Raw genomic sequence first — 26,492 nt, 5'->3', positions numbered from 1 at the left:
AAAACCGAATAGGCATGGGCGACAAGAAACCGCTACGTCAATTGGCGTACAGATCAAAAGGAGTTGCAGCCATGTCTATTTCGAAAAGGTTATTCCTGCTGCTGTTTGTCTCGGTGTTCGCTATGGTCGGACTCACGGTCTTCAACGAGTTCCAGTCCGAGCGGGTCTACAACGCGGCTAACTACGGGAACGTCAACAGTGTCCCGAGTATCACCGTGCTCAACCGTGCTTCCATCGCGATGCGCGACGTGCAGACGGAGACCCTGATTCACATCCTCAACACCGACGAGTCCAAGATGGCAGAATTGGACCGGGTGATCCAGGACGCAAGAACCGATGTCGACAAGGCGCTCAAGGATTACGAGGCACTTCTTTCTGACGACAAGGACAGACAGTTCCTGGCGGATGACCGTGCCGCCACGGCGGAACTGTACGCCATGGTGGACAAGGTGCTCGGCCTGTCGCGTGCCAACAAGAACAGCGAGGCAAGGGAGGTCTTCACCACCAACCGCTCCATCTGTACCAAGGCCGACAACGTCTTTGCCGCACACCTGAAATACAACCTCGCGCTCTCGGACAAGGGGAGCAAAGAGGCCATCGCCATCAAGAAATCCTCTCTGGTCTTGGCAATCACCTCTACCATCGTCGTGGTGGCCATCGTGATCGCGGTAGCTCTTTTCATCATCCGCTCCGTGCGTGCCGTGGTGGGCGAGGTTATGAACGCTGCCAACAACGTTTCTTCCGGCAGCCAACAGATGTCGCAAGGCGCGGAGGAGTTGTCCCAGGGGGCGACGGAGCAGGCTTCGGCAGCAGAAGAGGCGTCATCGTCCATGGAGCAGATGTCGGCCAACGTGCGGCAGAACGCGGACAACGCCCTGCAGACCGAAAAAATCGCTCTGAAAACGGCCGCCGACGCCAAGGAAAGCGGAGAGGCGGTGACCAAGACGGTCCAGGCGATGCGGGAGATTGCCGGCAAGATCTCCATCATCGAGGAGATCGCGCGCCAGACCAACCTGCTGGCCTTGAACGCAGCCATCGAGGCGGCTCGGGCAGGAGAGCATGGCAAAGGGTTTGCCGTCGTGGCAAGCGAAGTGAGAAAGCTGGCTGAGCGCTCGCAGAAGGCCGCGGCAGAGATCTCCAACCTGTCCCAGGGGAGCGTGGAAGTGGCGGACCGGGCCGGTGAGATGCTGGCCCAGATGCTTCCCAACATCCAGAAGACGTCGGAACTGGTGCAGGAGATCACCGCGGCCTGCAAGGAGCAGGATGCCGGTGTGGTGCAGATCAACCAGGCCATCCAGCAACTCGACCAGGTGATCCAGCAGAACGCTTCGGCCGCCGAGGAAATGGCCAGCACCGCGGAGGAACTTGCCAGCCAGGCTGAACAGCTTCAAGGCGCTATCTCACAGCTCACCGCAGGCAACAGCGGCCAAAAAGCCGCAGCGCCGGTGCGCAGGGCTCCGGCCAAACCAGCCATCAAGAAGCCTGCGGCCAAGGCCACCGGCCCCAAACTCACCTACTCGGGGGCGGTGCTGGACCTGGAAGAACAGGACGAGCGGTTCGAGAAGTACTAGTCGCCCCTCCCCTATCCGTTACAGGTGTGCCCGGCCCATGGTGTCGGGCACACCTTCACTGCCTTTTCCTCTCTATCTCATTGATCCAGCGTGCGTAAAGATCCTGGCAATGTGCCGGTATCGCGCGGCAACCCATTGATGACGGCGCGTCGAGCCGGTAAACCTCAGACACAAAGTTCACGAACTGTGATCCAAGTTACATCTAAATACTAAGATTTACTCCAATGTTCCGTATACGAGTGGATGCTTTCAGTCTTGTAGTGTGGCGGGAACAACGTCATTAGCTGTAAAGGAGGACGTGATGGCTTCCAAAGATCGCAGTGGCGGTGCCAGGTTGGACTCGGCGGATTTCTGTGTCCTGCAGGTGCAGCTCTCCAGCAAGGGGGCTTTGCCAAGCTCCTCTCCCCAGACGCATTTTGTGACGGTCGACAACCGGATGGAGACCCTCGACTTCGTCAACAACAACCTGGACCTTTGCGCGAAGAACATCCTCAAACTGCTCCGGGTCAAAGAGGATAAATAAAAATCCCCGGGAGCACTCCCCCGGGGATGAAAACCTGTCTGCACAGGTCCCGACACCGGCGCCAGCCGTGCGCCCGTCTACTTGTGGCCGGGCGCGATTTTGGCCATGAAGGCGCGCACGCGCTTGGCGTTGGTGCCGACATCGGAGATGCCGACCCGCGATACGGAGCGGATGTCGAGTAGCGACCGATCGCCCGCCGGGACGACGCGGATCACGATGTCGTCCTTGAAGCCGAACCACCTTGTCGTATCGGTAGCCTCGATAGTCCCCTCCGCGGGCCGCTCGGCCACGATATCCCACCCCAGGTCCCTTGCCGTCAGTAGCGCCATCTTGTAGGCCTCGTTGGCAGGCACTGCCATGACGATGGTCTTCAGTTCCGGATACGCCTTCATCTGCTGGGTAGCGATGTCGATCCCGCCGTACCTCACGCCGGAGCGGCGCAAGCTGCTGATGGCCACGAAACGGGGCGGATTGTTGAGATCGGTGCTGATGTCGTGGATGCGCGGGTAGCTTTGCGCCTGGAGCTTCCAGTACAGCGGGATGCTGAACGAAATCAGGGCGAGGATCAAGGCGAGCAGCGACACGAAAATGCCCTGGTAGTGTCTTTTCCTGGCGGAGATCACGCTTGAGGCAAGCGCCACGACGGCGCACCCCAACCCGATATAGCCTGCCGACTTGATCATCGCGAAGCCGGTCCTGAAGTCCCAGGCGTTGAGTCTCGCGCCGGGACCGGAGGAAAAGAGCAGCAAAAAGGCAAAGGCGGCGCAGGCAACCGCGAAAAGCGGCAGCACCATAGCGGTGCTGCGGACGGAAGTCTTATTCTGCTCCTGTTCCATATCGCCTCCTTTACCAAGTGATGCTCTCCAGGGGAAAATCCCCCTCCCCGCCCCCCCCCTCCGGGGGCGGAAGATTGCCGCCCACTCACTTCACCAGGATACCTGTCCCAAGCAGGTTCACGGTACGAGCCCGGCTATGACACCGGCGCCGTTGGGAAGCTCGATCGGGAGCCGGCGCACCTCGGTCGCCCCGGCCTGCTCCAGCATGTGGAACAGTTCCCCCTGGCTGTAGGCCTGCCCCTCCGGCGTCCCGAGCAGCATGTTCAGCGAGAACAGTGCCGGGAACACCGGCGAGTCCTTCCTGTCGTCCAGTATGAACTCCTGGATCAGGATCAATCCCCCGGACTCCAAGGCCTTCACCGTATTTTTCAATACGGCGAGGCAGGCATCGGGCCCGATACCGTGCAGCACGTGCGACAGCCAGGCCACGTCGAATCCCTCCGGCAGTTCGTCCTGTTCGAAATCGGCGGCAACGAAACCGATCCGATCCGACAACTCGAAGCGCGCGACGGTCTCTACGGCGAAACTCCTGGTGGTGGGGAGATCGCAGATGACGGCATCGAGTTGCGGGTTGTGGCGGCAAAAGTGGATGGCGTAGGTGCCCGGGCCGCCGCCGAGATCGAGCAGACGCCTGCGTCCCTGCAGGTCGATCTGGGGGACGATCTTCGGCGCGATCATCATGGCGAGGTTGAACATCCCCATCAGGAAGCTCTCGCGCGAGCTCTCCACGTCCTCGTGGGATACCCGCTCCCGGACCGGCTGTCCTGATTTGACCGCTTCGTCCAGCCGGCCCCAGCCCGCTACCAGGTGATGATGGTGCATGATGATATGCCCGAGGTAGTCCGGTGAGGTGCGGCTGAGGAACTGTGCGGAAAACGGGGTGGCGGCGTAGAGGCGGGTTTCTTTTTTGAGCAGGCCGAGTGCGGCGAGGGCGTCCAGCAGCATGGCGAGCCCGCGCGCGTCGCAGGCCAGCGTCTCGGCCAGCTCTGGCGCCGTCATCGGGGTCGAGGCCAGCGGCGTGAAGAGGTTCAGCTTTACCCCGGCGTGCAGTGTGCAGGTACTCCAGTACGAACCGGATAGTTCAAGAAGTGTAGCCGGCGTCCATTCTTTCAATTCCACATTTCCCTCCCTCAAACGTGTCCCGGAACTCCCGGGCCTCACATGAAATCAAGCGATGCTGCTGAAATCATTAAACGGGGCAAGTCTACCCGCCAGTTTGAGCACCGTCAAGTTACCGTAAATGCTAATGCGGGCAGTACGCAGCAGAAGGGACGGGCTCCGTCAGGTGCCTGTCCCTTTAGCGGAACGCTCCTGTCTGCTGAACCGACGTCCACAAGCACAAAGGGGACAGGCACCTGGCGGAGCCAGTCCCCCTCCGCCCCTTGGGAACGCTCTTTTCTGCTGAACCGACTTCCACAAGCACAAAGGGGACAGGCGCCTTGCGGAGCCAGTCCCCCTGGGACTAAGGGGACAGGCACCTTGCGGAGCCAGTCCCCTCTTACCGGCTACTTCACCAACGTCGGTGGCAGGATCTCGTGCTCCTTCCTGAACGGCAGCTTCTTGGCGCCGCGGTTGGTGGTGTACTTGGACAGTTCCAGGTCGATCTTTTCCGGCACCCGCTCACCCGCCTTGGCCAGCAGCTGGCGCAGGTGCATGTCGGCACCGGCGGCGTGGCTCGACGCATCCTCGATAACGCGCATCGCCTCGGCCGGGTTGTGGAAGCCGGTCGAGTTCTCCGCGCCGAGGAAGATCAACCGGTAGAATGCCTGTTCGTAGTGCTCCCTGGCCATACCGTACAGTTCCCTGTCGACCTGCTTGCCGGCGGCCGTGGCCTTGTTGGCCATCTCGAAGAGTTTGGCATCGGCGGCGACGGCATAGCCGGTCTTCAGGTAGCGGTCGATGAAGCGGTCCTGGATGTCGATCACTTTCTGCCGCAACTGCGCAGGCGTCTCGCTGTGGCAGGCGGCGCAGGCGGACATGCTCCCCTTGAGCGGGCTCATGATCCTGTGGTCGGTCAACTCCTCGTTGTTGGAGGTCATCATCGGCATGTGACAGTCGGCACAGGTCACCCCGGCGAGGTAATGGGGGCTTTGATTGGAGTAGAACTCGTACTCGGGATGGCGAATGAAGGCCATTTTGAACCCGGTCACCGCCTGGACCCACTCCCCGTGCGCGGGCGAACTCTTGATCTGCTTGATGATGTTCTCGATGGTGATGTGCCCTTCCCTGCTGCCGCCCCAGGGGAAGAAGACGTCCGTGGAATGCATCTCCTTGTCCTTCGGGATGATGTAGGTGACGTGGCACTGGGCGCAGACGAAGGTGCGCTTCTGCTCACGGGTCAGCTTGTCCTGGTCCAGGCCGATATCTCTCAGCGCCTTGCCCAGGGTAAAGCCGCGCGAGATGCGCAGGGCCATCCCCTTGTTGTCGTGGCAGTCGATGCAGGCGACCCCGAGGGTCTGGTTCGCCTTGGGCAGACGCGCCAACACCTCCTTGTACGGGGTGGAGAAGTAGGCCGGTCCCATCTCCTTGGCGAGCTTGGGGGCATAGGGAGTCTTGCAGGTGAGGCAGGCGCCGCCGGCCTTGATCCGGCCGGGATCGACTTCGAGCTGGTCCTGCACCATGTAGTAGTGCCCGCGCGGCTCGTTGTATTCCGCACCGAAGCCCCAGCCGTTGTACAAAAGCGCCAGGAAGGGGTATTCGTCCAGCTTGTCACGCCTTTCCTCGCCGACGTCGTAGCCGCGCTTGTACTTGCTGAGGCCGGCCGGGGTCGGCTCGCTGGTGAGCTTCCACTGCTGGTAGTGAACCGGGTACAGCTTGCCCCAACGCGCCGGATCAATGGCTGCGTCGGCAGGGTCCAGCGGTGCTTCGGCCACCTGCTGGGCTGGTTGCACCTCGGCGGCGCGGTGACTGCAGCCGGCCCAGATTGCCGTGGCCGCCAACATGGCAAGAACGGCGACAGTGCATCTCGTGGCGATGTTCACACCCATTTTTTGTTCCTCCTTTTCATGGCGTTGGACAGCTAATGTGCAGGAAAGCAAGCCAGATGAGTCTACCATCATTTTTTTCAATGGCTGTTGACGGGAGGCGTAAGGGGAGCAAAAAGAGGGTGAACGTGCGGGGGGGATTCTGATTCCAGCGCAGGTAGGGTCAGTGCGGCGGGGAACGCCGGCAGGTCAACCGATGGTGAGCCGGTTCTTGCCGGCGGCCTTGCTCTGGTACATGAGTCCATCGGCGCGCGCCAGGAGCGTCTGCACGGTGTCGTTTTTCACGGCCATGGTCGCGCCGATGGAGATGGTGACGCGCAGCGCTTCCTCTTCCACCAGCACGAACGATTTCTCCACCAGGCGGCGCAGGCGGTGCCCCATGTGTTTCAGGTTCGCAGCGTTGACGTTGCGGATGATACCGACGAATTCTTCCCCTCCCCAGCGGCCGTAGAGGTCGAAGGGACGGGAGTTGGCGCTCAAGGTGCCGGAAACGAACTGCAGCACGCGGTCTCCGGTCTCGTGCCCGTAACGGTCGTTGATCTTCTTGAAGTCGTCCAGGTCCATGAAGAGGATGCCGAAGGGGATGTCGTAGCGATGCAGTTCCTCGAGGCGGGACTCGAGTTCGCGGTCCAGGTAACGGCGATTGGCCAGCTGGGTGAGGCCGTCCAGCAAAGCAAGTTTTTCCAGTTCCAGGAGCCGTTCGTCGTTGTGAACCTGACCGCTGTTGTCCGAGAACATCTCCACGCCGCCTATCACCTTGCCGGTTTCATCGGTGAGCGGGATGACGCGCACCAGCACCGGGACCCGGTGCCCGTTCTTGTGGTGCAGAAACACCTGGGCATCGTGGGGAGTACCGGTGTCGATGGTCGAGGCGAGGGGGCATTCGCTGCAACAGAGGTTGAGGCCGACGTCGTCGACATGACAGAGGATGTTGTCGGCGCACGGCTTGCCGAGCACCTCGTCAGCACTGTACCCGGAGATCCTTTCCGCGGCGTGGTTCCAGAAGACTATCCTCCTTTCGTTGTCGACGATGTAAAGACCATCACGCAAATCATCGATGATCTTTCTGAACGACTGGTTGCTTAGATCCACGGGCCGGACTCCTTGCCTGATGACATGAGATTAAAGAAGAGAGGCAAACTGGCTAATGAGTATAGTCTGCTTCCCGTTTGTTGTCAAAGAATGCAAAACAACGGGTATGCCGCATCCCCCTTCCCCGCCTCAGCCCCTCAAACGTTTCGAGCGGCACAATCGGTCACCCTCCGTTTTCGCGGGGGACCCACTATACGGATCATTTAGATACCTTTTTGCCTGCGGCAAGGTAGTTGGCGGTGAAGATGTAGTCGTCGTGGTAATCCAGGCGCCCGTCGTTGTTAAGGTCGCGCCTCTTGATCGCCGCTTCCCCTTTGGCCTTTTGCAGGTAAGCCTCGAAATCGGCCTCGGTCACCTTCCCAGAGCCGTCAAGATCCACGTCCGCGGCCGGCGCCAGGGTGAGGGGACATTGCTTGATCGCGCCAAGGAGCATGACGACAGTGGCGCTTTCCGCACCAGAATCAGGTTTTACCTCGAGGACCCAGCCCCCCTCCCCTGCCCGGAAGGAAAGCGCCTGGCACCCCTGGAAGGCGAAGTTGGGCGCCTTGTCTCCATTGCGTGGGATGGTCAGGGCAAGGACGGAGCCGGGGGTGCTGATCCCGATGGGCGGGTCCTGGTGAAAACAGGGGTGCTCCCCTTGGGCAAAGAGCGAGATAAAACCGGCGGCGCTCCTTTGACCGGTGAAGGTGCGGAAGCGTTCCAGTACGCTTGGCACCTCTTGGGGTGCCACGGATGCGGAACTGGCAGCCTGTTCCGCTTCGGCCTGGACGGGAACCACGGGAGCTTGCTCGTCCTGGGTTCGGCTGACGGTTGAGGGCTGCTGGATCTCCGCCGGTTCGGTCGACGCGCCCCCCTCCTGGCCGGCGCGGTCGCGATTCTCCATTCCCCCGGAGACGGCAGGCGCTTCGGCTGCGGGAGGCGAGACGCTCCCGCCGATGAGCCTGGCCAGGCCGATTCGGGCGGGAACCGCGGCGGAGTCGACGACTGCGCCGTTTGCACCGCCCCCGGCCTGATCGGAGGTCGCGGCCGGAGCGGTAGGAGCGGCCGCGACGGTTGAGGTGGCCGGCGGTACGGTGTCGACGGTGCTTCCGGCATAGAGCAGCACCGGTTGTTTCAGTCCCAGCGTGTCGATGATGCTCCCCCTGACACTGATTTGCCCCGTGTCTTCGCCTTGCTGATCGAAGGCAACGGTGGCGATCTTGCCGTTTCCAGTGATGGCTGGGGCACCGATGATCGATACCACTAATGTGCCGGGGGCGTTGCGGTTGAGCGCGGTGACGGCGCCCCTGGCGAGCGGCCCCTGGGTCAGGCGCGGGTTCGAGAGCTTCGAACTGTCGTAGGTGATGGCGAGGTCGATGCCCGCGACGTTGGTGAACGCCTTGCCGTGAAGTACGAATGAGCCGTTTCCGGCAGGGTCCAGCGAGAGCACCGAGGCGGCGGCTGACTGCTGTGGTAGGAGAAGCGGAATGCAAAGCATGAGGGAGCAAAGGAGCGCTCCCCGTAGCAAAAGACGCTGGCACATGAGGACCTCGCAGGGAAGAAGTCGTCGAGTTCCCGGTGATACGGCCGGGCCGACGGAAGTCCGGGGAGGGGTTTTCCCCCTCCCCGGTTCAGGGTACCGTACTACTGGGCCACGCCTACCAGCGTGACGCTCTGGGTGCTGGTGTTGTTGTTGGCGTTATCGGTGAAGCTCACCCAGGCGTTGCGGGTGCCGGTGGTCCTGGAAGGTGCGAAGCTGACGCTTACGGTGCAGCTTGCCCCTGCGGCGAGCCCGGCGCCGCCAATCGGGCAGTCGTTGTTGACCAGCGTGAAGTCGGCCGCAGCGGTCCCGCTGAGGGAGATGCTGCTGACCAGCAGGGGGACCCCCCCGGTGGAAGTGAGGGTGATGGTCTGCGGCGCACTGGCCGAGCCGCGGGTCACGCTGCCGAAGTTGATCGAGGTAGGGTTGACCCCTGCCGCGGGCCCGCTCATGCCGGTGCCGCTGATAGGTATGCTCTGCGGGCTGCCGGCGGCGCTGTCGTAGATGTACAGGATGGCGGAGCGGGGACCCGGCGCGGTCGGTCTGAACTTGATGTTGATGGTGCACGATTCGCCCCCTACCAGAGTGGGAGGGCAGCCGTTGGTCTGGGTGAAATCGCCGGGGTTAACCCCGCCCATCGCTATGTCGCTGACCGCCATCGGGAGGTCGCTCGTATTGAGGATGGAGACGATCTGTTTCGAGCTGTTGTTGTTCACCACCTGGGCGCCGAAGTAGAGCGCCTGGGAGCTGAGCGTGATGGTGGTCCCGAGCCCGGTCAGGGGAACGGAGAAGGTGCCGGCAGGTGTCCCGTTGAAGGGATCGTTACTGACGACGGTGAGCGCGGCACTCTTCGCCCCCTCGGCAAGCGGGGTGAAGCTGACTGCGACGCTGCAGCTTCCTCCCGGCGCCACGGTGGGGCCGCAGCTGCTGGCAAGGGAGAAGTGGGTCGGGTCCGTGCCGGTCAGGGTAATGGCGCTTATCTGCAGCGCAGTCGTTGAGCTCTGGTTGGACACGGTCACCGTCTGCGGCAGGCTGGCGGTGTTGACCAGCACGTTGCCGTAGGAGAGCGAGGCAGGGGCCACGCTTCCTACCGGCGCCACGCCGGCTCCGGCCAACGCCACGTTGACAAGCGGTGTCACAGGGTCGCTGGTGGCCACGGCCAGGTTGGCGGCGCGGTTCCCCATCGCCTGCGGGGTGAAGACGACGTTGACGGTGCAGGAAGCGCCGACGGCTATGGGCCCGCTCGCGCAGTTGCTGCTCTGGGAGAAGTCCCCCGGGTTGGCACCGGCGAACCCGATGCCGCTTACGACGAGAGGCGCTGTGCCTGCGTTGGAGATGACCACCTGCCTGGCTGCGCTCGCACTCTTGGCGAACTGGTTGGCGAAATTAAGCGACGACGGGTTGGCGACGGCGATGGGGGCCGTGCCGATGACGCTCAGAGGTACGATGGCGGTGCTGGCCGCCGGGCCCGTAGTATCGATGGCGAGGTCGGCCAGGACGGTCCCGGCGAAGCTCGGGGTGGCGGTCACGCTGATGGTGCAGGTGGCCGCGGGAACGAGCGTAACGGGGCAGTCGTGGGTGACGCTGAAATCGGCGACGGTGCCGCCGGTAAGACGTATCGCGGAAACGCCGAGATCCTGGTTCCCCGTGTTGGCGAGGCTGATCGTTTTGGCGGCGCTCGTCGTTGCCACCAGCTGCGGGTCGAAGATCAGCTGCAGCGGGTTGAGGGTCGCCAGCGCGGAGGCGATGCCGGTACCGGTGACCGGGACGGACAGCGCCGGGCGGGCCGGGTCGTCGCTGTTGATGGTGAGCGAGGCGTTAGCCGCGGCCGCCACGGTCGGGTTAAAGGTGACGCTTATGCTGCAGCCTGCCGCGGGTGCCAGCGTAGCGACACAGTTGTTGGCGGTGACCGCGAACTCCCCGGGGTTCGCGCCAGCCAGGGCGGCCGAGGTGACGGTCAGGTCGGACCTGCCCCCGTTAGTAAGCGTGATGGTCTTGGCCGCGCTCACCGATCCGTACGGCTGGTCGCCGAAGGCCAGGGAGGCGGGCGAAGAGAGGGCGATCGGAATCGCCGCCACCGTGGCGATGTTGGACCAGGAGGAACGGCTGGTGGCCGCCTGCCATTCGGGCCGGTAGCTCGGGGGGGTGGTCGGGGTGTAGTCGTCGAGCGCCTGCACCCGGTAGTAGCTACCCAGCGCAGGATCCACCGAAAGCGTCATGGTATCGCCGAACTTCGCCGCGGGTACGCTGGCGGCAACCACCCGGGTGGACACCCCGGCCTGGAAGGTCGGGTCGTTGCTGATCTGCACCTCGAAGCTCGACTCGCTGGCCGAGTTGTCCTTGAAGGAGAGATCGACATTGGGGCCGTTGTTGGCGGCGGTGAGGGTTGCCGGCGCCAGCGGCGGCACCAGGAACGACATGGAACGCATCATGTCGTTTTCCTCGTGGCTCAGGATGTGGCAATGCCAGACGTACTCGTGTCCGAAGTTGTACAGCTGGTTGACCATGGCGCCGCCGAGGTTGCCGCCGTCCTTCGGGTTCGACTGGGAGAAGCCCATGTCGGAGCCGATAGGAACCGTCGGGTTGAGCGGGCGGACGCTGTCCGGCAGCGGGAACGGCACCTGCGGGGTGATGGGACGCAGCGCGACGATGGTGTCCTCCAGGGGGCTCACCCTGATGGTGTCCTTCCACCCGAGCTCGTTGGCGTCGGGGAGCCTGATGATGCCGTCCCAGGAGACGCGGTTAAGGATCTGCACGTCGAACAGGTGGAAGTGTACCGGGTGCGTGTCGACCCCGTTGTGGGAGATCTTCCAGACCTGGATGCCTCCCGGGGTGAGCTGCTCGGTGACCGGGTCGGCGTAGTTCTGCAGCACGAAGTTGGCGTTGCCCGCGTTGGTGAACGGGAGTTCCAGGCCGAGCTTCGCCGCCATGCGGCCGAACTCGTCGAAGGACGCCCCCATCTCGTCGTGGATCGCCTTGGGTTTCATGGCGAAGTTTTCCATCAGGGTGCCGTCGGGCTGTTTGAAGCTGATAGAAGTGTCGGTGATCCTCGAAACGCCCCAGGTGGGCCAGTTGGCCGGGAAGAGCTTGTTGTAGGTCTGGTTGTAGGCCGTCTGACCCACAATGACCGGCTCCTGGGAAAGCGAGAAGGCCCCCGCCTCGGTGGGCGTGGTCTTGAACGCGTTCTGCAGCTCGGTCAGCATCGCCGGGTTGTAGTCGTCGGGGGGGGCGCTGCCGCCCGAGCCGGTGACGGTGATCTGCATGACGGTACGGATGTTGGGGCCGAAGCCGACCGGAGTGCCGGCGATGCCCCCCATGTCGGTGCGGTCGGGGGCACCGGTGTAGTAGTTGTACTGAGGCACCAGTGCCGGAAAGGCCGTGGGCGCGTCGTTGTACAGGATCAGGGTCTTGCCCGCGTACTTGGAGAAGTCGACGATGACGTCGGCGCGCTCGGCAGGTCCCATGATCAGGGTGCCGCCGTTCACGTTGCCGAAGTTGAAGGTGGTCGGGTCGAGGTTCCAGGAAACCGGCTGGTTCGGCAGCAGCACCGGCGCGGGGAGAAGTCCCCCTTCGCTTCCCACCTGGATGAAGGCGGGGCCGCGCAGGGCCGGGTCGGGCACTCCCCCTTCCCTCGCGTCAGCAGGCCAGTTCGGATAGGCCGGCATCTCGAGAGCCGGGACCATCTTCACCTCGGTCAGGTCGGCGCAGGTGGGGCATCCCTTCGGGACGCTGGCGTCCGCCTGGTAAAGCTGCAGGTTGAGGAACCTGTCGTGGGCCGCGTTCAGGATGCGCAAGCGGTACGGCTTCGGGTCCACGGTCAGCTTCGGGTAAGCGGTGCCGTTGACCACCATGGTGTCCATGAACGCCTCGGCGCCCCACGAGGTGTCGGGGGTGCCGGGGATGAGCGGCGGCTGACAGAAGCCGGCCACGGCAGGGTCGCAGGTAGGGTCGTAGTAGGGGTTCGCAACCGGCCCCTGAGCCACGCACAGGGGAAGCTGCGCGCCGTCAACGCCGCACACGGGCGTCGCCGGGTAGAACCAGGGACCGTAGAACCAGCGCCCAAAGCCGCTCATGCCGGAAAGGTCGGGGTTGAACGGGTTCTCGGCGGGCATGTAGACGTGGGGCCACCAAAGGTCGCCGGTCTTGGCAGCGCGCTCGTACACCCCCTTGGCGTTGGGGGTTCCTGCCAGGGGGCCCGTCCCCCAGTTCCAGAGCGGGTCGGTCTTCTTGACGTAGGTGGGACTCGCGGGGTCACCGTCAACGAAGGTCTTGTCCTGGATGATGAGCGGGATCTGGTCGGCCGGGATGGTTCCCGCCTTGAAGGTGCGGCCGTTCACCGTGCCGCCGTTCACCAGCGCCAGTTCGACATCGTCCTGCAGCAGGTACCCGGCCGCCTCGCCGGCGTAGACGTTGAGGCGGGTGATCCCCATGGAGTGGTCGTGGTAGAACATCAGCCTGGCACTCTGCTGGTTGGTCCAGTAGTAGGTCTGGGCGCCATCGCCCGGGTCGTTGGTCGCTCCCGGCTCGGCGCAGGTGGTGGAACCGGCGCAGGCGGAGCCTGGGAAAGTCGCCTCGGTGATCATGGTGCCGTCGGCCTTGAACCACATGTCAGGGACGTTGACCACGCTCACCCCTTTCTTATAGGAGGTGGCCTCGCCCGCCGGCGTGATCCACTGGTGCGGCGTGCCGTCGCTGATCCAGGGGGTGCGCCCGCCGTGCAGGTGCAGGTCGGCGCGGTTTTGGGTGTACATCTCGCAGTTCTGCGGCCCCGCCGGGTCCGCCGGATCGACCGGGGTACAGTTAGGCCCCTCGCCGGAGCCCATCACGGTGGTGTCGACCGGAAGGAAGAGGTTGCCGGCGCTGCCGTTGGGGAGGCGGTTGATGAACTTGACGCGGACCGGCCGGTCCTTGGTCGCCATGATCAGCGGCCCGAGGTAATGGAACGAGCTGACGTTCGGGTCGGTGGTGTTGACCTGACGGTAGCCGCGCAGCGTGGTCGGGGGAAGGTCGGAGTGCATCTTCTCCGTGTACTCCCCAAGCTCCAGCTCGTAGTAATCCGATCCGGGGTAACTCGTGGTGTCGGGAATGGCCACCGGCAGGTACTGGCCGAGGTTGTTTTTACCCGCTGCGTTCAGGCCGGGCAGCGTGTCCACGAACTTACGCAGCGGGGGGGAATTGGCCCAGTTCGGTGTCTCGTAGTAATCCGGCGTGTAGCCTGGCGCAGTGTATGGTGCAGCCTGTGCGGTAGCGGCCCCTGTGGCGAGGACGGCGACGGCAAAGGCGAGGCAGATGTGCTGCAAGAATCGCCTGCTCATAGTTTTCTCCTCCTGGAATTTCATTGCCTGCCTGGGACCTGGGGGGCGTTGTTTTCTTCCAACAGCCTCTTTCTCGTTTCCGCGCCGCGGGCCTTGATCTCGCTTCTAAGAGCCCTCTCCCTGAGCGGCGCCGCGGTTTTTGCCGCGGACGCCTGCAGCGCCGGCTTCGCCTCCGCCTCTTTCGCACCCTGCAGGGGCGCAGGTTCCGGGGCCGCCTGCGCCGTCGCAAGCGACATGGTCACGGCCAGCGCCGCTATGGCTGACATCATTTTTTTCATTGCATCCTCCTCCGGGTTAATCCCGAATATCACTTCCCGTTCAGTTGATGGCGAGAAGATCGATTTCAAAGACAATGGTTTCATTGGGGCCGACCTTGGTGCCGTTGCCCTTGTTGTCGTAGGCCAGCTTCGGCGGCAAAAAGAGCTGCCACTTGGATCCTACCGGCATCAGCTTGAGCGCTTCCGACAGCCCCGGCACCACCCCGTCCCCGACCCGGCGCGAGGCCGGGTGCCCGGTGCGATAGGAGCTTTCGTACTCGGTGCCGGTAATCGAGGAACTGCGGTAATGGAAAGTGACGTTGTCGGCGTCGACAGGGCGCTTGCCGGCGCCTTCCCTGAGCACCCGGTACTGCAGGCCGCTGGGCAGGGAGACGACCCCTTTTTTGTTTTTGTTGGCGGACATGAACTGGGCTCCCGCCCTCTCGTTTTCCTGCGCCGCTCCAGCCCTCGTCTTGGCCACCTTCCGGCGCACGTCGTGCTGGTAGAAGCTTATGTACTTGCGCAGGTCCTCGTCGGACATGAGAAGCGGTCCGCCGGCAAGGGCATCGCGCATCCCCTTCACCACCAGCTCCAGGTCGATGTCGACCTCTTGCTGCTTCAGGTTGCCGATGAGGTTCACGCCTATGGCGTAGTTGATCCGCTCTTTCTGGGTGGAGAGACCTTCGGCCGCGCGAGCCGGCGCCGCCGCGAGCATAACCGCTAGTAAAATGAGGAATGATCGCATTACCGCACCCTGATGACGGTGTTGTCGTGCGCGTCGGCGACGTAGAGCGTGGTGCCGTCCGTGCTGATGCCGTTGGGGTTACGCAGGCCGGTCAGTACGGCGCCTGAGACGCCGGTAGCTATGGCGATCCTGCTTACCGAGCCGTTGGCCGCGTCGGTCACGAAGAGGCTGACCCCGTCGGTGGTTATGCCGCTGGGGAAGTTGAAGGCAACGCCGGAGACGGTCAGGGGCGAAAAGACGGATGTTGCCAGCACGAGCTTGCAGATCCTGTCGTTGCCGCTGTCGGTGATGTAGAGCGTGGCGCCGTCGGTGGTGATGCCGTAGGGAGAACTGAGACCCGCGGAGGGGGCGACCACGGTCGTGACCGCGCCGGTTGCGATGACGATCTTCCTGACCGAATTGTTGCCGCTGTCGGCGACGTAGAGGTTGGTCCCGTCGGTGGTGATGCCGTTGGGGGAATGGAAGCTCGCCGCGCTCCCGCTACCGTCGGCCGCACCGGTTACCCCCGCCGTGCCGGCCAGGGTGGAAACGGCGCCGGTGGCGATCACAATCTTGCGGATCGTGTTGTTGCCGGTGTCGGAGACGAAGATACTGGTCCCGTCGGTGGTGATGCCGCTTGGGAATCTGAAGGAAGCGGCGGCTCCGGTTGCGTCCACGGAGCCTGGGCGGTCAGCCGTTCCGGCGAGCGTGGTCACTGCGCCGGTGGCGATGGAAATCTGCCTGATGGTGTGGTTGTTCGAGTCCGCCACGTAGACGTTCCTGCCGTCGGTGGTCAGGTCGTAGGGCGAGGTGAAGGCTGCCGCGACGCCTACGCCGTCTGCGGAGCCCACGACACCGGCGACCGTGGAGCTGTCTCCTGTGGCGACGGTAACCTTGCGCAGAAGATCGTTTCCTGCGTCGGCCACGTAGAGCGCGCCTCCGTTGAAAGCCAACCCGCCAGGGGTGCTGAAACGGGCCGCGCCCCCCGATGCGTTGTTGCTCCCGGGGGCCCCTGCCACGTCGCCGGCCAGGGTGGAGACCGCATGGGTGGCGATGACGACCTTGCGCAGGTTGTTCATCTCGGTGTCGGCGACGTAGAGGTTGGTCCCGTCGGTGGCGATCCCGGCCGGAGACTCGATTCCCGCCGCAGGCTGTACCAGGGTCGAAACCACACCGGTCGCTATCACGATCCTCCTGACGGCGGAGTTCCCCTGGTCCGCCAGATAAAGCGATGTTCCGTCGGTGGCGATGCCGCGCGGCGAGTTGAAGCTGGCCGCGGCGCCGGTGCCGTCGGCGAAGTCCTGCACGCCGCTGCCGGCAAGGGTCGTGACCGCAGCCGAGGCGAGGACGATCTTACGGATGCGGTGGTTGAGGCTGTCGGCAACGTAAAGGTTGGTTCCATCGGTAGCGACGCCGCAGGGGGAGCTGAATCGGGCCGCGCCCCCCGTGCCGTTAGCGGAGCCCACGCTCCCCGCAGTACCTGCCAGGGTCGTCACCGCGCCGGTGGCGACGTCTATGCTGCGGATGGTGTTGTTGCCGGTGTCGCTGACGTACAGCGTGGAGTTGTCGCTGCTCATGGCAATTCCGGTGGGATAGTTGAACCTCGCGGCTGCCCCGGCTCCATCGGCCGAACCGGTGACCCCGGCCAGCCCCGCGACTGTCGATGTCGCCCCGGTGGCGAGGACCACCTTGCGGACTACGCTGTTGCCGGTGTCGACGACGTAGAGATTGGTTCCGTCGCAGGCGACGTCGCTGGGAAGGCTGAATCTCGCCCGCCCCGCTGCGCCGTCTGCGGACCCGGCGGTTCCGGCGAAGGAGGTCACGCTGTTGGTGAGAGCCAGCGCTCTCCCCTGCAACGCCCCCCCCATGTTGGTCAGCTGCGGCGCGCCCCCGCCTCCCCCGCCACCGCCGCCGCACGAGGCCAACGCCAATGTCATAACAGCCGCGACAGATACCTTCAGCAAACGTGTAAAACTCATTCTTCCCTCCACTTGCTTGTTAATGGTTCGCCTGCCAGCAACAAAATACAGAAGTTCGTTTGGTAACTACTACAGTTACCAGAACCTTTGTAGACATCTAAATTATTGAATTGGATTGTTCAGGTCTGGCTCGGTATGAACACTGCTAACGGGGGAAAAACAGTTTGATTCTCCATCACCGGAAGGTTCAGACACAGTGGCCGTTTTACGTGCTCAGCCACAGTGCAGATATTGTGCCTGCTATAGTAGATACTAAAATACGACAGTGGTTTAGACAGTTATAAGATACGAGCGCAGGGGAAAAGTAACGGGGGGGGTGCGCCTACCCGAAAAGGTCGTGAAGTAGCAAAGGAGGGAAAGCAGTGCAAACTACGTATTATGGTTGGGTTTGCGAAGGGGTGCAAAAAAACGTACACTGTCGCTTTTTTCGCACCCCTTCGCGCAAGGATTCAGGGATGAAAAGGGCGGGGCCAAGGGGGCGCAGCGGAGATGGGCGGCCGCGACAGCGGCCCCTCCTTTACACCCCGAGTATCACCCCTTCGAGCAGGCCGGAGTCGCTTACCTTGAAGGTCTCGAAGCCGAAGACCCGCATCGTGGTCAGAACGACCAACATCCCGGCGATGATCAGGTCTTCACGTCCCGGTTCCAGGCCGGGAACCTTGAGGCGCTCCTCGGGAGTGAGCGGCAGCAGCCGGTCGAACATCGCGGCTACCTTTGCCAGCGGGATGGTGTGGTTGTTGACCTTCTTGTAGTCGTAATCGGTCATGCCGATGTCTATGGCCGCCAGCGTCGTCGCGGTGCCCGCGGTCCCGACGAGGGTCGAGGCCGAGAAACGGGCTGCAAGCCCCTCCCCTGCCAGTTCGCCCCGCAACGCGGTCAACTCGCGCCGGATCTTGTCTTCCATCTCCGCCACCCCGACCTTGCCTTCGGTGAGGCGCACCACGCCTATGGGGAGGCTCCTGGAGAAAAGAGGTTTTTGCCCGGCGGCCAGCGTGTACTCGGTGCTCCCGCCGCCGACGTCGAAGACGGCCAGGTCCTCGTCCTTGTTGTCGAGGATCGACGCGACCCCCCTCAGTGTCAGTAACGCCTCTTCGTTGCCGTCGATGACCTCCAGGGCGATACCGGTCTGCTCCAGGACGCGCCTGCAGAATTCGGCGCCGTTTTTGGCGTCGCGCACCGCCGATGTTGCCACCGCGCGCAGCCGCACCACGCCGTGGTTGGCCATGTCGCCGGCAAACTCCTTCAGCGCGGCCATGGAGCGCTCCTGCGCCTCCGCGGAGAGTCCGGTTTCACGGGTAAAGCCGCCTCCCAGCCTGGTGATGATGCGCTTCAAAAGCACCTGGTGGTACGGGTCCCGGGTGGCGATCTGGAGCCGGGCGGTGTTGGTGCCAAGGTCGATGGCGGCTACCATGTCGGTCATGGGTTGAGTCCTTTCCTTTGGGCGATTATGGAGAAGCAGAGCTGCGAGATCTTCGAGAAACTGACGATGATGTCGCCGTACAAAAGCCCCGCGACGATGTTGCATTTACCGCTTTTGAGCCGGCGCAGGTGGCTTGCCTGCAGTTCGCTCTCCAGCGAGGCTATTTCCAGCTTGAGGTTGGTCACGTCCGGCACCTCGTCCCCTTTCAGGGCGGTCTCGCACCGGGCCACCACCTCCCCCACCTTGGCCGCGACGCGCTTCAACTCATCCATGGCGCTGGCGGAAAACCTGAGCCGCTCTTCCTTCTTGCGCATCAGGTAGTTGAGGATCGCCTCGGCCTGGTCCCCGACCTGCTCGATTTCGTTCACCAATTCCAGCATGGTCGGAATCTCGACGGCGCGCTCCAGGGAAAGCGTCTCGCGGCTAAGCGCCACCAGGAACTGGGACATGTCGCGGTGCAGCACGTCGAGCACCACCTCCTTGTCCCGCACGGCAGCGGCGACTTTCGGGTTGAAGCCGTCGAACTGTGACACCAGTTCCGCGTACATGGCGGCCGCGATGCCACCCATGCGCGCCAGTTCGTTCCAGGCCTGCACCAGGGCGATGGTCGGGGTCTTGATGACGCGCACGTCGATGAAGCGGGGACGCGGCTCGCTCTCGGAGCGCCTGGTGGGGAGCAGGGTCTCGGCGGAACGGGCGAAGAAGCCGATGGTGGGGAGGAACATGAACAGCGAGGCCACGGTGAACAGGGTGTGGGCGTTGGCCAGGTGCCGGGCGATATGGGGGCGCAGGGCCTGCACCACCGCTTCCGGGGGCGCCCCGCGGTGCAGGAGGGAGAGATCCCCCGGGGAGACCAGCGCCACGCCCTTCAGGAACAGGGGGAAGAAGATCAGGGCCAGGGAGATGGCCACCAGGCTAATGCCGAGGTAGATCACCACGGCGCGCTTCGCGGCCTGGCTGCCCCCGATGGAGGCGATGAGCGGGATCAGCGCGGCCCCGGCCACCTCGCCGATCACCATGGCGATGGCGGCATCGTAGGAGAGCACCCCGGCCGAGGCGAGCGCGATGACGATCCCGAGCGTGGCGCTCCCCGACTGGACCAGGAAAGTAAGCAGCGCGCCGAGCAGGACCGCCACCAGGCGCAGCGAGGGGAGTCCCTGGTGCAGCCCGGCGATGATCGCGCTTTCGCTGAGCGGCAGGCAGGCACCTTCCAGGATGGAGAGGCCGAAGAACACGAGGCCGATCCCCAAAAGCATCCCTCCTGCGTCGGCGAGCTTGCGCCTGCCGGAGAAGAAGTTCAGGAAGACGCCGATGGTGATGGCGGGGAGCGCCAGCGCGGAGACGCGGAACGCGATGAACTGTATGGCGAGGGTGGTGCCGATGCCGGTGCCGAGCAGCACCCCCAGGGCCTGGTACAGGGAGAGGAGCCCGGCGTTGACGAAGCCGACCACGAGCACCGAGGCGGCGGAGCCGGATTGGAGGATGGAAGCGAGACAGCTGCCGATCAGGGGGGCGGTGAGGCGGTTTCCGGTGGTGCGCTCCAGCACGCGGCGCAGGCGCTCTCCGGTGACCTTCTGCAGCCCCTCCGACATAGTGCGCATGCCGAGAATGAACAGCGCCAGGCCGCCGAGAGCCTCGACGATATAAGACCAAGAGGTGGGGAACATGGTAAGGCCAGTCCAGCAGGTTAAGGCTAAAAACGCGTCAGGAATAATGGGCGCCCGCAGGCCATGGCGGCCGGCGGGCGCAGTGGTGGTGTCGAGATTGCGTTACTCCCGTGACGGTAAGGGCGAAAAAGGTTAGCCGGAGACCTTCTCCTTGAGCTCCTTGCCGACCTTGAAGAAGGGCAACTTCTTCGCCTTGACGGAGATGGACTCGCCCGTCTTGGGATTCCTGCCGGTATAGGCGTCGTACTCCTTCACGACGAAGCTGCCGAAGCCCCTGATTTCGATCCGGTCACCGGAAAGAAGGGCCTCGGTCATCGAGGCGAAGACGGCGTTGACCACTTCCTCGGCCTTCTTGAAGGAGAGCGTCTTTTTAGCTGCGAGAGATTCAATGAGTTCTGATTTGTTCATTGTCCACCTCCGAAAACCAGCTTCTTTTAACAACATCCCTTTAAGTATTTTTTGGACAGGTACTTCACGTCGTCGCTGCGCCCCTGGCGGTTCAGGATCGGGATCATCCGCTCGGCAGCCGCCTTGGCCACGCTCGGGTGATCCAGCGACTTGGTCCACAACTCCATGGCCCGCTCGACGTTGCCTGTGGTCTCGTGCAACTCCCCCAGCATGAACAGGGCCTGGTCCGGGAGAATGTCCAGTTCCAGCATTTTCTCAACGGTGGCTATCGCCTGCGGGTAGCGCCCGCCGCCGGCAAACAAATGAACGAGTGCCAAGTAGACCGCTGCGTTTTGCGGATTGAGCGCCAATGCTCGGTTTAGGAGCGTCTCGCTCTCATGAATTTGCCCCGCACGGAACATTATAAGTGCCACTTCGTATAATACAATGTCATTTTCACCAGATAACAACATTTCTTGCAAAATGGGGAACGCGTCGCGGTCATTGCCGTCATGAATCATGAGGTACGCCTTGGCAAATTTGGGTCCCAGTTCTGCGTAGCGGCCGGGCAGGTCTCCGGGGAGCGGCTGGACCATGAGGAAGAACTGGTCTTCTTCGGACATGCTCATCTCCATCGGTGCCGGTTCCTCGTGGTGGTGGTCGCCGTGCCCCTTGCAGGTGGTGCAGGAACCGCCGCTGTGCGGCTTGTAGTTGCCCGCACCCGCCGGTGCGGCGGCCGGTTTGGCTGCAACGGCCTGGGTTTCGGGCTGCTCCAGTTTGGCGGCTTGGGCGTGGGCGCGCGACTTGATGGCAGGGTCGGCAGCGAGGTCGGCGGCAAGGCAGAAATGGTCATAGGCCTTCTGGGCCTCACCGGCGCGCAGGGCGTGTTCCCCCTCCTGCAGGTTCAGCTCGCCCAGGTGGTTGCAGGCCTGGTCCAGGCCCTGGCGGATGGCAGCCGCTTCGTGGGAGGCTTCTGCGGGACACAGTTTCAGCGCTTCCTGGAAATCGACGCGCGCGTCGGCGTAGCGCTCAGCGGCGAGGTGCTTGGCGCCCTGGTTCTGGTAGTGACGAAAATCCTTCTTGCCGAACAGTCCGAAAAACATGCAGCCTCCGATAGGTGGATTGAATTTAGCTACGTACCAGCTCGGTGACGCTCTCTAAGTGGTAGGTCTGCGGGAACATGTCCACCGGTTTGGAGCGGGTCACCTGGTACCCATTGCTGGAAAGTGAAGCGAGATCGCGGGCCAGCGTGGCCGGATCACAGGAAACATAGATGATCTTCTGCGGCGCCAGGCCGGCCAGTTCGGCAGCCGCCTCGGCGCCTCCACGCGGAGGGTCGAGCAGCACCAGGTCGAAGCGTTCCTTGCGCTTTACCATCCGCCTGACGGCCTGCGCCGCATCGCTAACCTGGAAGGCGGCGTTTTCGATGCCGTTATGCTCCGCATTGGCGACCGCGTCCACGATGGAAGGCGCGTACCCCTCGATCCCCAGCACCTGTGCCGCGTTCAGCGCCAGCGGCAGGGAAATATTGCCGTTGCCGCAGTACAGGTCGAGCACCCGCTCCTGCCCGGTCAGCCCCGCCCATTCACAGGCAGTACGGATCAACTCCAGGTTCTGCCGGTAGTTCACCTGGGAAAAGCCGCCCCGCCCGAAGCGAAGCTGCAGTTCTTTGGAGCCGAGAGCAAGGCCGGCGGGGACCCGGTAGGTCAGGGCGTCGATGCCGAAGACCTGCTCCAGTTCCCCTTTGCGGCCGGCGGACACGAAGGCGCCGGCAACCGACGGAAGCTGGGCCCGATCCCGGGCCAGACGCTCCACCAGTTCAGGGCCGCCTCCCCTGCTGTGCACGATGGCGATCCCCTCCCCGTCGTCGCCGATGGAGAGGTCGACCTGGTGGATCCATTCCGCCTGCGGCAGCGTCGGCAAGAGGGCCCGGAATTCCGTCGCCATGCGGTTCAACTGCGGCTGGGCCAGCGGACAGCCGGCACCGAAATCGACCACGTCGTGGGAACCGGTGCGGAAAAAGCCGAACTGCAACCGGCCGGCTCGAAGCGCGACCTTCACCTGCACCCGCGAGCGGTAGCCGTAATGGTCCGGCGAGGCAGCCACCGGCAATACCTTTTCCCTAGGCACCTTGCCTATGCGCGCCAGGGTGTCCGCGAAGATGGCGCCTTTTTGCTGCAACTGCTCCTGATACGGCAGGAACTGCCAGTCGCACCCACCGCACTGGCCGAAGACCGGGCAGGTCGGGGCAATGCGCAGCGGCGCAGGCTCGACCAGTTCAACCAGTTCGGCTTCGACGAAGGAGCGCTTCTCCTTCACCACCCGGATCCTGACCCGGTCGCCGGGAGCGGTGAAGGGGACGAAACACGCCTTGCCGTCCACCCTGCCGAAACCGGCGCCGCCGTAACAAAGACTTTCTATGACGACGAACTGATCAGCCATTGATACCGCGCGGGACGAATCCACTCCTGCGCCCACCGGCGCGGGTCAATTCGGACTGGACCAGCTTCTTGGGAAAGGCCGGCGTATTGAAATACCCCAGGGAATGCGCGGCGAAGTCGGCGACCACCCGCTCCACGGTCTGATCGATAGCGAGCGTAGGGACTCCCTGGTGCTCGATCTCTTTCTTATAGACCACGCTGGCGCCGAGCAGTTTACGGGCGGCCTGGTGGACTTCCTCGTCCGGGAAAAGGTCGGGCGTGAGCGGTACTTCGCAACAGATCTGTATGCGGACCTGGTGATAGTCGCCGAAGTAGCGACGCGTGGCATCGAAGAAGCGAACGGTGAGCCCGTTGGACAGCGGGATCTCCCTGATCAGTTTTTGCATGTAAAGTCGGTGCTCCTTGGAAAAATCTGGCCATTTTTTTAGCATGTTATGGGAGTTCTGTAAATAGCGATGATTTCGAAGGGAAAATGGTAGATGCCATGAAATGCAGCTTGCTTTTTGCAGGAAAAATTTGTAGACTCACAGATTGTTAAAAGATGCCACAAACTCTCAGGAGCAAAAATGAGCAAGGAAGAAGCAATTGAAGTAGAAGGGACGGTCATCGAGCCGCTTCCCAACGCGATGTTCAAGGTGAAGCTGGAAAACGACCACATGGTGCTGGCGCACATCTCCGGCAAGATGAGGAAGTTTTTCATCAAGATCCTGCCTGGCGACAAGGTTACCGTGGAGCTCTCTCCCTACGACCTCAGCCGCGGCCGCATCACCTATCGCGCCAAATAGTACCCTTCCCCGTACGTCACCGGCGTCTGTCCCTGCCACCCTCAGCATCGCTGCAAGGCACATACGGATAACATAGGACCCAATACCGGTTTAGCTGCGTGCCCTGCGCGCAGCACACTGAACCTTTATTCAATCTCACGGTAAGAAGAGGAAGAACCAATGTACACTGCAGCAGATCTGAGAAAAGGCCTGAAGATTACCATCGATAACGAGCCTTACATCATCACCCACTTCGACTTCGCCAAGCCGGGCAAAGGGCAAGCCCTTTACCGCACCAAGCTGAAGAACATGATCACCGGCTCCACCCTGGACCGCACCTACCGCTCCGGCGAGACCTTCGAGCCCGCCAACCTGGAAGACCGCGTGATGCAGTACCTCTACAAGGAAGACGATCACTACTGCTTCATGGACAACACCACCTTCGAGCAGATCCACATCAGCGAAGATGCCATGGGCGACGCCAAGAACTACCTGATCGACAACCTCCAGGTGGACGTGCTCCTGTTCAGGGAGAAGGCGATCGGCGTCGACGTGCCCAACTTCGTCAACCTGCGCGTCGTGCAGACCGACCCTTGGGTCAAGGGCGACACCTCCGGCAGCGATTCCAAGCCTGCTACCGTCGAGACCGGCTACGTGCTGCGCGTACCGCCGTTCATCGAAGAAGGCGAGCTGATCACCATCGACACCCGTACCGGCGAGTACTCCACCAGGGTCAAGGGGTAATCATGTCGGGAAGTTGGCCACTGGCCAGGCGCTCTCAAGCCCTGGCCCAGCGTGGCGCGATCTTCACCAGGATCAGGATGTTTTTTGAGGAAAAGGGGTATCTCGAAGTCGAGACCCCTTTTCGCATTCCTGCTCCCGCCCCCGAGGCGCAGATCGACGCCATACCCAGCGACGGCTGGTTTCTGCAGACCTCGCCCGAGCTCTGCATGAAGCGGCTTTTGGCCGCAGGCTACCCCCGCATCTTCCAGATCTGCCGCTGCTGGCGCGCCGGCGAACGCGGCACCCGCCACCTGAGCGAGTTCACCATGCTGGAGTGGTACCGGGCGCAGGCCGACTACCGGGTGCTGATGGACGAGACCGAGGAGTTGGTAAGGGCCGCAGCCGGCGTCGACAGCATCAGCTATCGCGGCACCCGCATCGACCTTTCCCTCCCTTGGGAAAGGATCACGGTCCGGGACGCCTTCCAGCGCTACACCGACACCACGGCGGAAGCGGCCCTCGCCGCTGGAACCTTCGACGAGCTCATGGTCGAAGAGATTGAGCCGCGACTCGGTATCGGCCGCCCCACCTTTATCCACGATTACCCCGCCAGTTGCTCCGCCCTGGCCCGCCTCAAGAGCGACGATCCGTCAGTCGCCGAACGCTTCGAGCTCTACCTCGGCGGACTGGAGATCGCCAACGCCTTTTCGGAACTCATCGACCCGGTGGAACAGCGGGCGCGATTCGAAGCCGAAGCGGCGCAGCGGGCCCGCGACGGCAAGCACGGCTATCCCATGCCCGAGAAATTCCTTGCCGCACTGGCCGAGATGCCAGAGGCCGCCGGAATCGCGCTGGGGCTCGATCGACTGGTGATGGTGCTGCTCGACGCGCAGAGCATCGACGAGGTCGTGGCTTTTACCACCGAAGAGCTTTAACCCCTCCCTCACCCCTGCCCCTCTCCCAAAGGGCGAGGGGGTGGACTGGAAATACCCAAGTTCCCTCTCCCCCCAAAGTTCCCTCTCCCTCTGGGAGAGGGTGGCCGAAGGCCGGGTGAGGGGCCTTGCCTCACAGACCAGTCTGCCTCTCACCCACCTTCGTTACCCTTTCTCTTGCTCAATCGTCAACCCAATCCTCCGATTTGGTTGACAAGCACCTCTTGTGCGTGCTAAATCACCCGCTGGAGGATCTCTCATGGAAAAATTCATCGCTGAAATAGCAGAAAGAATCATCGCAGGCGGCTCCATCACCCAGGAGGAGGCGATCCGTCTCTCGGACGCGCAGGGCTCCGAGCTCTACGACCTGTTCCGCGCCGCCAGCCGCGTCAAGGAGCACTTCGTGGGCAACGAGGTGCATCTCTGTTCCATCATCAACGCCAAGTCCGGCCGCTGCGCCGAGAACTGCGCCTTCTGCGCCCAGTCCGCGCACCACACCACCGATGCGCCGGTTTACCCGCTGGTCCAGGAAGATCAGATGGTTGAATGCGCCAAGACGGCCGAAGTTAACGGCTCCGCCTGTTTCGGCATCATCACCAGCGGCACAACGGTCAAGGGGCAGGAGCTGGAACAGATCCTTGCCGCACTGCGCCGCATCCGCAAGGAAACCTCCATACTCCCCTCCTGCTCGCTCGGCATCATCGACGAGGAGACCGCACTGAAACTCAAGGACGCGGGGATGGACACCTACCACCACAACCTCGAGACCGCGGAGAGCTTCTTTCCCAACATCTGCACCACCCACGAGTACCGCGAAGACGTGGAGACGGTCCGCGCCGTGAAGAAGGCGGGCGTCAAGGTCTGCTCCGGCGGCATCTTCGGCATGGGTGAAAGCGCGGCACAGCGCGTGGAAATGGCCTTCACCCTCAAGGAACTCGACGTCGACTCGGTGCCGATGAACTTCCTGAACCCGATCGAGGGGACCAGGCTCGAGGGCGCCTGCAACATCACCGCGCAGGATTGCCTGAAGACCATCGCCATCTACCGCCTGATCCTGCCGCAGAAGCGGATCACCATCTGCGGCGGGCGCGAGAAGAACCTGCGCGACCTGCAGTCATGGATCTTCTTCGCCGGCGCCAACGGCACCATGATCGGCAACTACCTCACCACCGCCGGGCGCAACGTCGACACCGACCTGACCATGTTCAGCGACCTCGGCCTCACCACGGTGATGTGCGCGCATTAAAGGGGACTGGCTCCGCCAGGTGCCTGTCCCCTTAGACTTGGGAAGCTGGCTGGGCGGAAAGGAGCGTTCCGCTAAAGGGACAGGCACCTGATGGAGCCAGTCCCTTCCGCCG

21 protein-coding genes are annotated in these 26,492 nt (G+C 63.0%); 6 read left to right on the top strand and 15 right to left on the bottom strand.

Annotated features, from left to right (window positions below; genetic code table 11):
- The first annotated feature begins 14 nt into the window (after positions 1–14).
- Both H7687_RS17965 and H7687_RS17960 read left to right on the top strand, forming a co-directional pair.
- Positions 15–1,571 carry a HAMP domain-containing methyl-accepting chemotaxis protein gene (locus H7687_RS17965; protein ID WP_371877584.1) on the top strand — a complete coding sequence of 519 codons (1,557 nt, stop codon included), beginning with the start codon at positions 15–17 and terminating at the stop codon, positions 1,569–1,571.
- A gap of 301 nt (positions 1,572–1,872) precedes the next feature.
- Entirely contained in the window at positions 1,873–2,094 is a 222-nt protein-coding gene (locus H7687_RS17960) for a hypothetical protein (protein ID WP_183349962.1), read from the top strand.
- A 77-nt stretch (positions 2,095–2,171) separates the two neighbouring features.
- On the opposite strand, the gene H7687_RS17955 is transcribed toward H7687_RS17960, so the two are convergent.
- The 15 genes from H7687_RS17955 to H7687_RS17885 form a co-directional block, all read right to left on the bottom strand.
- Positions 2,172–2,930, bottom strand: a complete 759-nt coding sequence (locus H7687_RS17955) for a DUF1499 domain-containing protein (protein WP_183349960.1) — start codon at positions 2,928–2,930, stop codon at positions 2,172–2,174.
- A 117-nt stretch (positions 2,931–3,047) separates the two neighbouring features.
- On the bottom strand, positions 3,048–4,049 hold the full coding sequence (locus H7687_RS17950; protein WP_183349958.1) for a methyltransferase: 1,002 nt from the start codon (positions 4,047–4,049) through the stop codon (positions 3,048–3,050).
- Positions 4,050–4,435: 386 nt separating this feature from the next.
- On the bottom strand, positions 4,436–5,917 hold the full coding sequence (locus H7687_RS17945; protein WP_183349956.1) for an ammonia-forming cytochrome c nitrite reductase subunit c552: 1,482 nt from the start codon (positions 5,915–5,917) through the stop codon (positions 4,436–4,438).
- A gap of 186 nt (positions 5,918–6,103) precedes the next feature.
- Positions 6,104–7,006 (bottom strand): sensor domain-containing diguanylate cyclase, encoded by a 903-nt coding sequence (locus H7687_RS17940; protein WP_183349954.1) that lies wholly within the window; start codon positions 7,004–7,006, stop codon positions 6,104–6,106.
- A gap of 199 nt (positions 7,007–7,205) precedes the next feature.
- Positions 7,206–8,528 (bottom strand): hypothetical protein, encoded by a 1,323-nt coding sequence (locus H7687_RS17935; RefSeq protein WP_183349952.1) that lies wholly within the window; start codon positions 8,526–8,528, stop codon positions 7,206–7,208.
- A gap of 101 nt (positions 8,529–8,629) precedes the next feature.
- A complete protein-coding gene (locus tag H7687_RS17930) occupies positions 8,630–13,840 on the bottom strand; it encodes a choice-of-anchor D domain-containing protein (RefSeq protein ID WP_183349951.1) in 5,211 nt (1,736 codons plus the stop codon).
- 20 nt (positions 13,841–13,860) lie between these two features.
- Positions 13,861–14,118 (bottom strand): hypothetical protein, encoded by a 258-nt coding sequence (locus tag H7687_RS17925; RefSeq protein ID WP_183349950.1) that lies wholly within the window; start codon positions 14,116–14,118, stop codon positions 13,861–13,863.
- Between the two features lie 40 nt (positions 14,119–14,158).
- Positions 14,159–14,842, bottom strand: coding sequence for an FKBP-type peptidyl-prolyl cis-trans isomerase (locus H7687_RS17920; RefSeq protein WP_183349949.1), 684 nt, complete (start codon positions 14,840–14,842; stop codon positions 14,159–14,161).
- On the bottom strand, positions 14,842–16,800 hold the full coding sequence (locus H7687_RS17915; RefSeq protein WP_183349947.1) for an NHL repeat-containing protein: 1,959 nt from the start codon (positions 16,798–16,800) through the stop codon (positions 14,842–14,844). The genes H7687_RS17920 and H7687_RS17915 overlap by 1 nt, the downstream gene beginning before the upstream one ends.
- Positions 16,801–17,317: 517 nt before the next feature.
- Positions 17,318–18,220: a Ppx/GppA phosphatase family protein gene (locus tag H7687_RS17910; RefSeq protein ID WP_183349945.1), complete on the bottom strand. Its 903-nt coding sequence runs from the start codon at positions 18,218–18,220 to the stop codon at positions 17,318–17,320.
- Complete coding sequence (locus tag H7687_RS17905) at positions 18,217–19,887, bottom strand: Na/Pi cotransporter family protein (RefSeq protein WP_183349943.1); 1,671 nt, start codon at positions 19,885–19,887, stop codon at positions 18,217–18,219. Before H7687_RS17905 ends, H7687_RS17910 begins: the two co-directional genes overlap by 4 nt.
- Before the next feature lie 132 nt (positions 19,888–20,019).
- Positions 20,020–20,295, bottom strand: coding sequence for an HU family DNA-binding protein (locus tag H7687_RS17900; RefSeq protein WP_183349941.1), 276 nt, complete (start codon positions 20,293–20,295; stop codon positions 20,020–20,022).
- Positions 20,296–20,321: 26 nt separating this feature from the next.
- Positions 20,322–21,377, bottom strand: a complete 1,056-nt coding sequence (locus H7687_RS17895) for a tetratricopeptide repeat protein (RefSeq protein WP_183349939.1) — start codon at positions 21,375–21,377, stop codon at positions 20,322–20,324.
- Positions 21,378–21,402: 25 nt separating this feature from the next.
- The gene (gene rlmD, locus H7687_RS17890; protein WP_183349938.1) at positions 21,403–22,716 is read right to left on the bottom strand and encodes a 23S rRNA (uracil(1939)-C(5))-methyltransferase RlmD; all 1,314 of its coding nucleotides are present in this window, start codon (positions 22,714–22,716) and stop codon (positions 21,403–21,405) included.
- Positions 22,709–23,101, bottom strand: coding sequence for a hypothetical protein (locus H7687_RS17885; RefSeq protein WP_183349937.1), 393 nt, complete (start codon positions 23,099–23,101; stop codon positions 22,709–22,711). The genes rlmD and H7687_RS17885 overlap by 8 nt, the downstream gene beginning before the upstream one ends.
- A 180-nt stretch (positions 23,102–23,281) precedes the next feature.
- Here H7687_RS17885 and infA point away from each other — a divergent pair, with 180 nt between their 5' ends.
- From infA to bioB, 4 genes are all read left to right on the top strand, one after another.
- Positions 23,282–23,500, top strand: a complete 219-nt coding sequence (gene infA, locus H7687_RS17880; protein WP_012530490.1) for a translation initiation factor IF-1 — start codon at positions 23,282–23,284, stop codon at positions 23,498–23,500.
- Positions 23,501–23,659: 159 nt separating this feature from the next.
- Complete coding sequence (gene efp / locus H7687_RS17875) at positions 23,660–24,223, top strand: elongation factor P (protein WP_183349936.1); 564 nt, start codon at positions 23,660–23,662, stop codon at positions 24,221–24,223.
- 2 nt (positions 24,224–24,225) lie between these two features.
- The gene (epmA, locus tag H7687_RS17870) at positions 24,226–25,137 is read left to right on the top strand and encodes an EF-P lysine aminoacylase EpmA (protein WP_183349935.1); all 912 of its coding nucleotides are present in this window, start codon (positions 24,226–24,228) and stop codon (positions 25,135–25,137) included.
- Between the two features lie 256 nt (positions 25,138–25,393).
- Positions 25,394–26,380: a biotin synthase BioB gene (gene bioB / locus H7687_RS17865; protein ID WP_183349934.1), complete on the top strand. Its 987-nt coding sequence runs from the start codon at positions 25,394–25,396 to the stop codon at positions 26,378–26,380.
- Positions 26,381–26,492: the final 112 nt, after the last annotated feature.

The organism is Geomonas paludis, from assembly GCF_014193585.1.
Taxonomy (GTDB): domain Bacteria; phylum Desulfobacterota; class Desulfuromonadia; order Geobacterales; family Geobacteraceae; genus Geomonas; species Geomonas paludis.
Note: the sequence above shows the minus strand (reverse complement) of the source record. Positions and strands in the feature narration are given on the sequence as shown.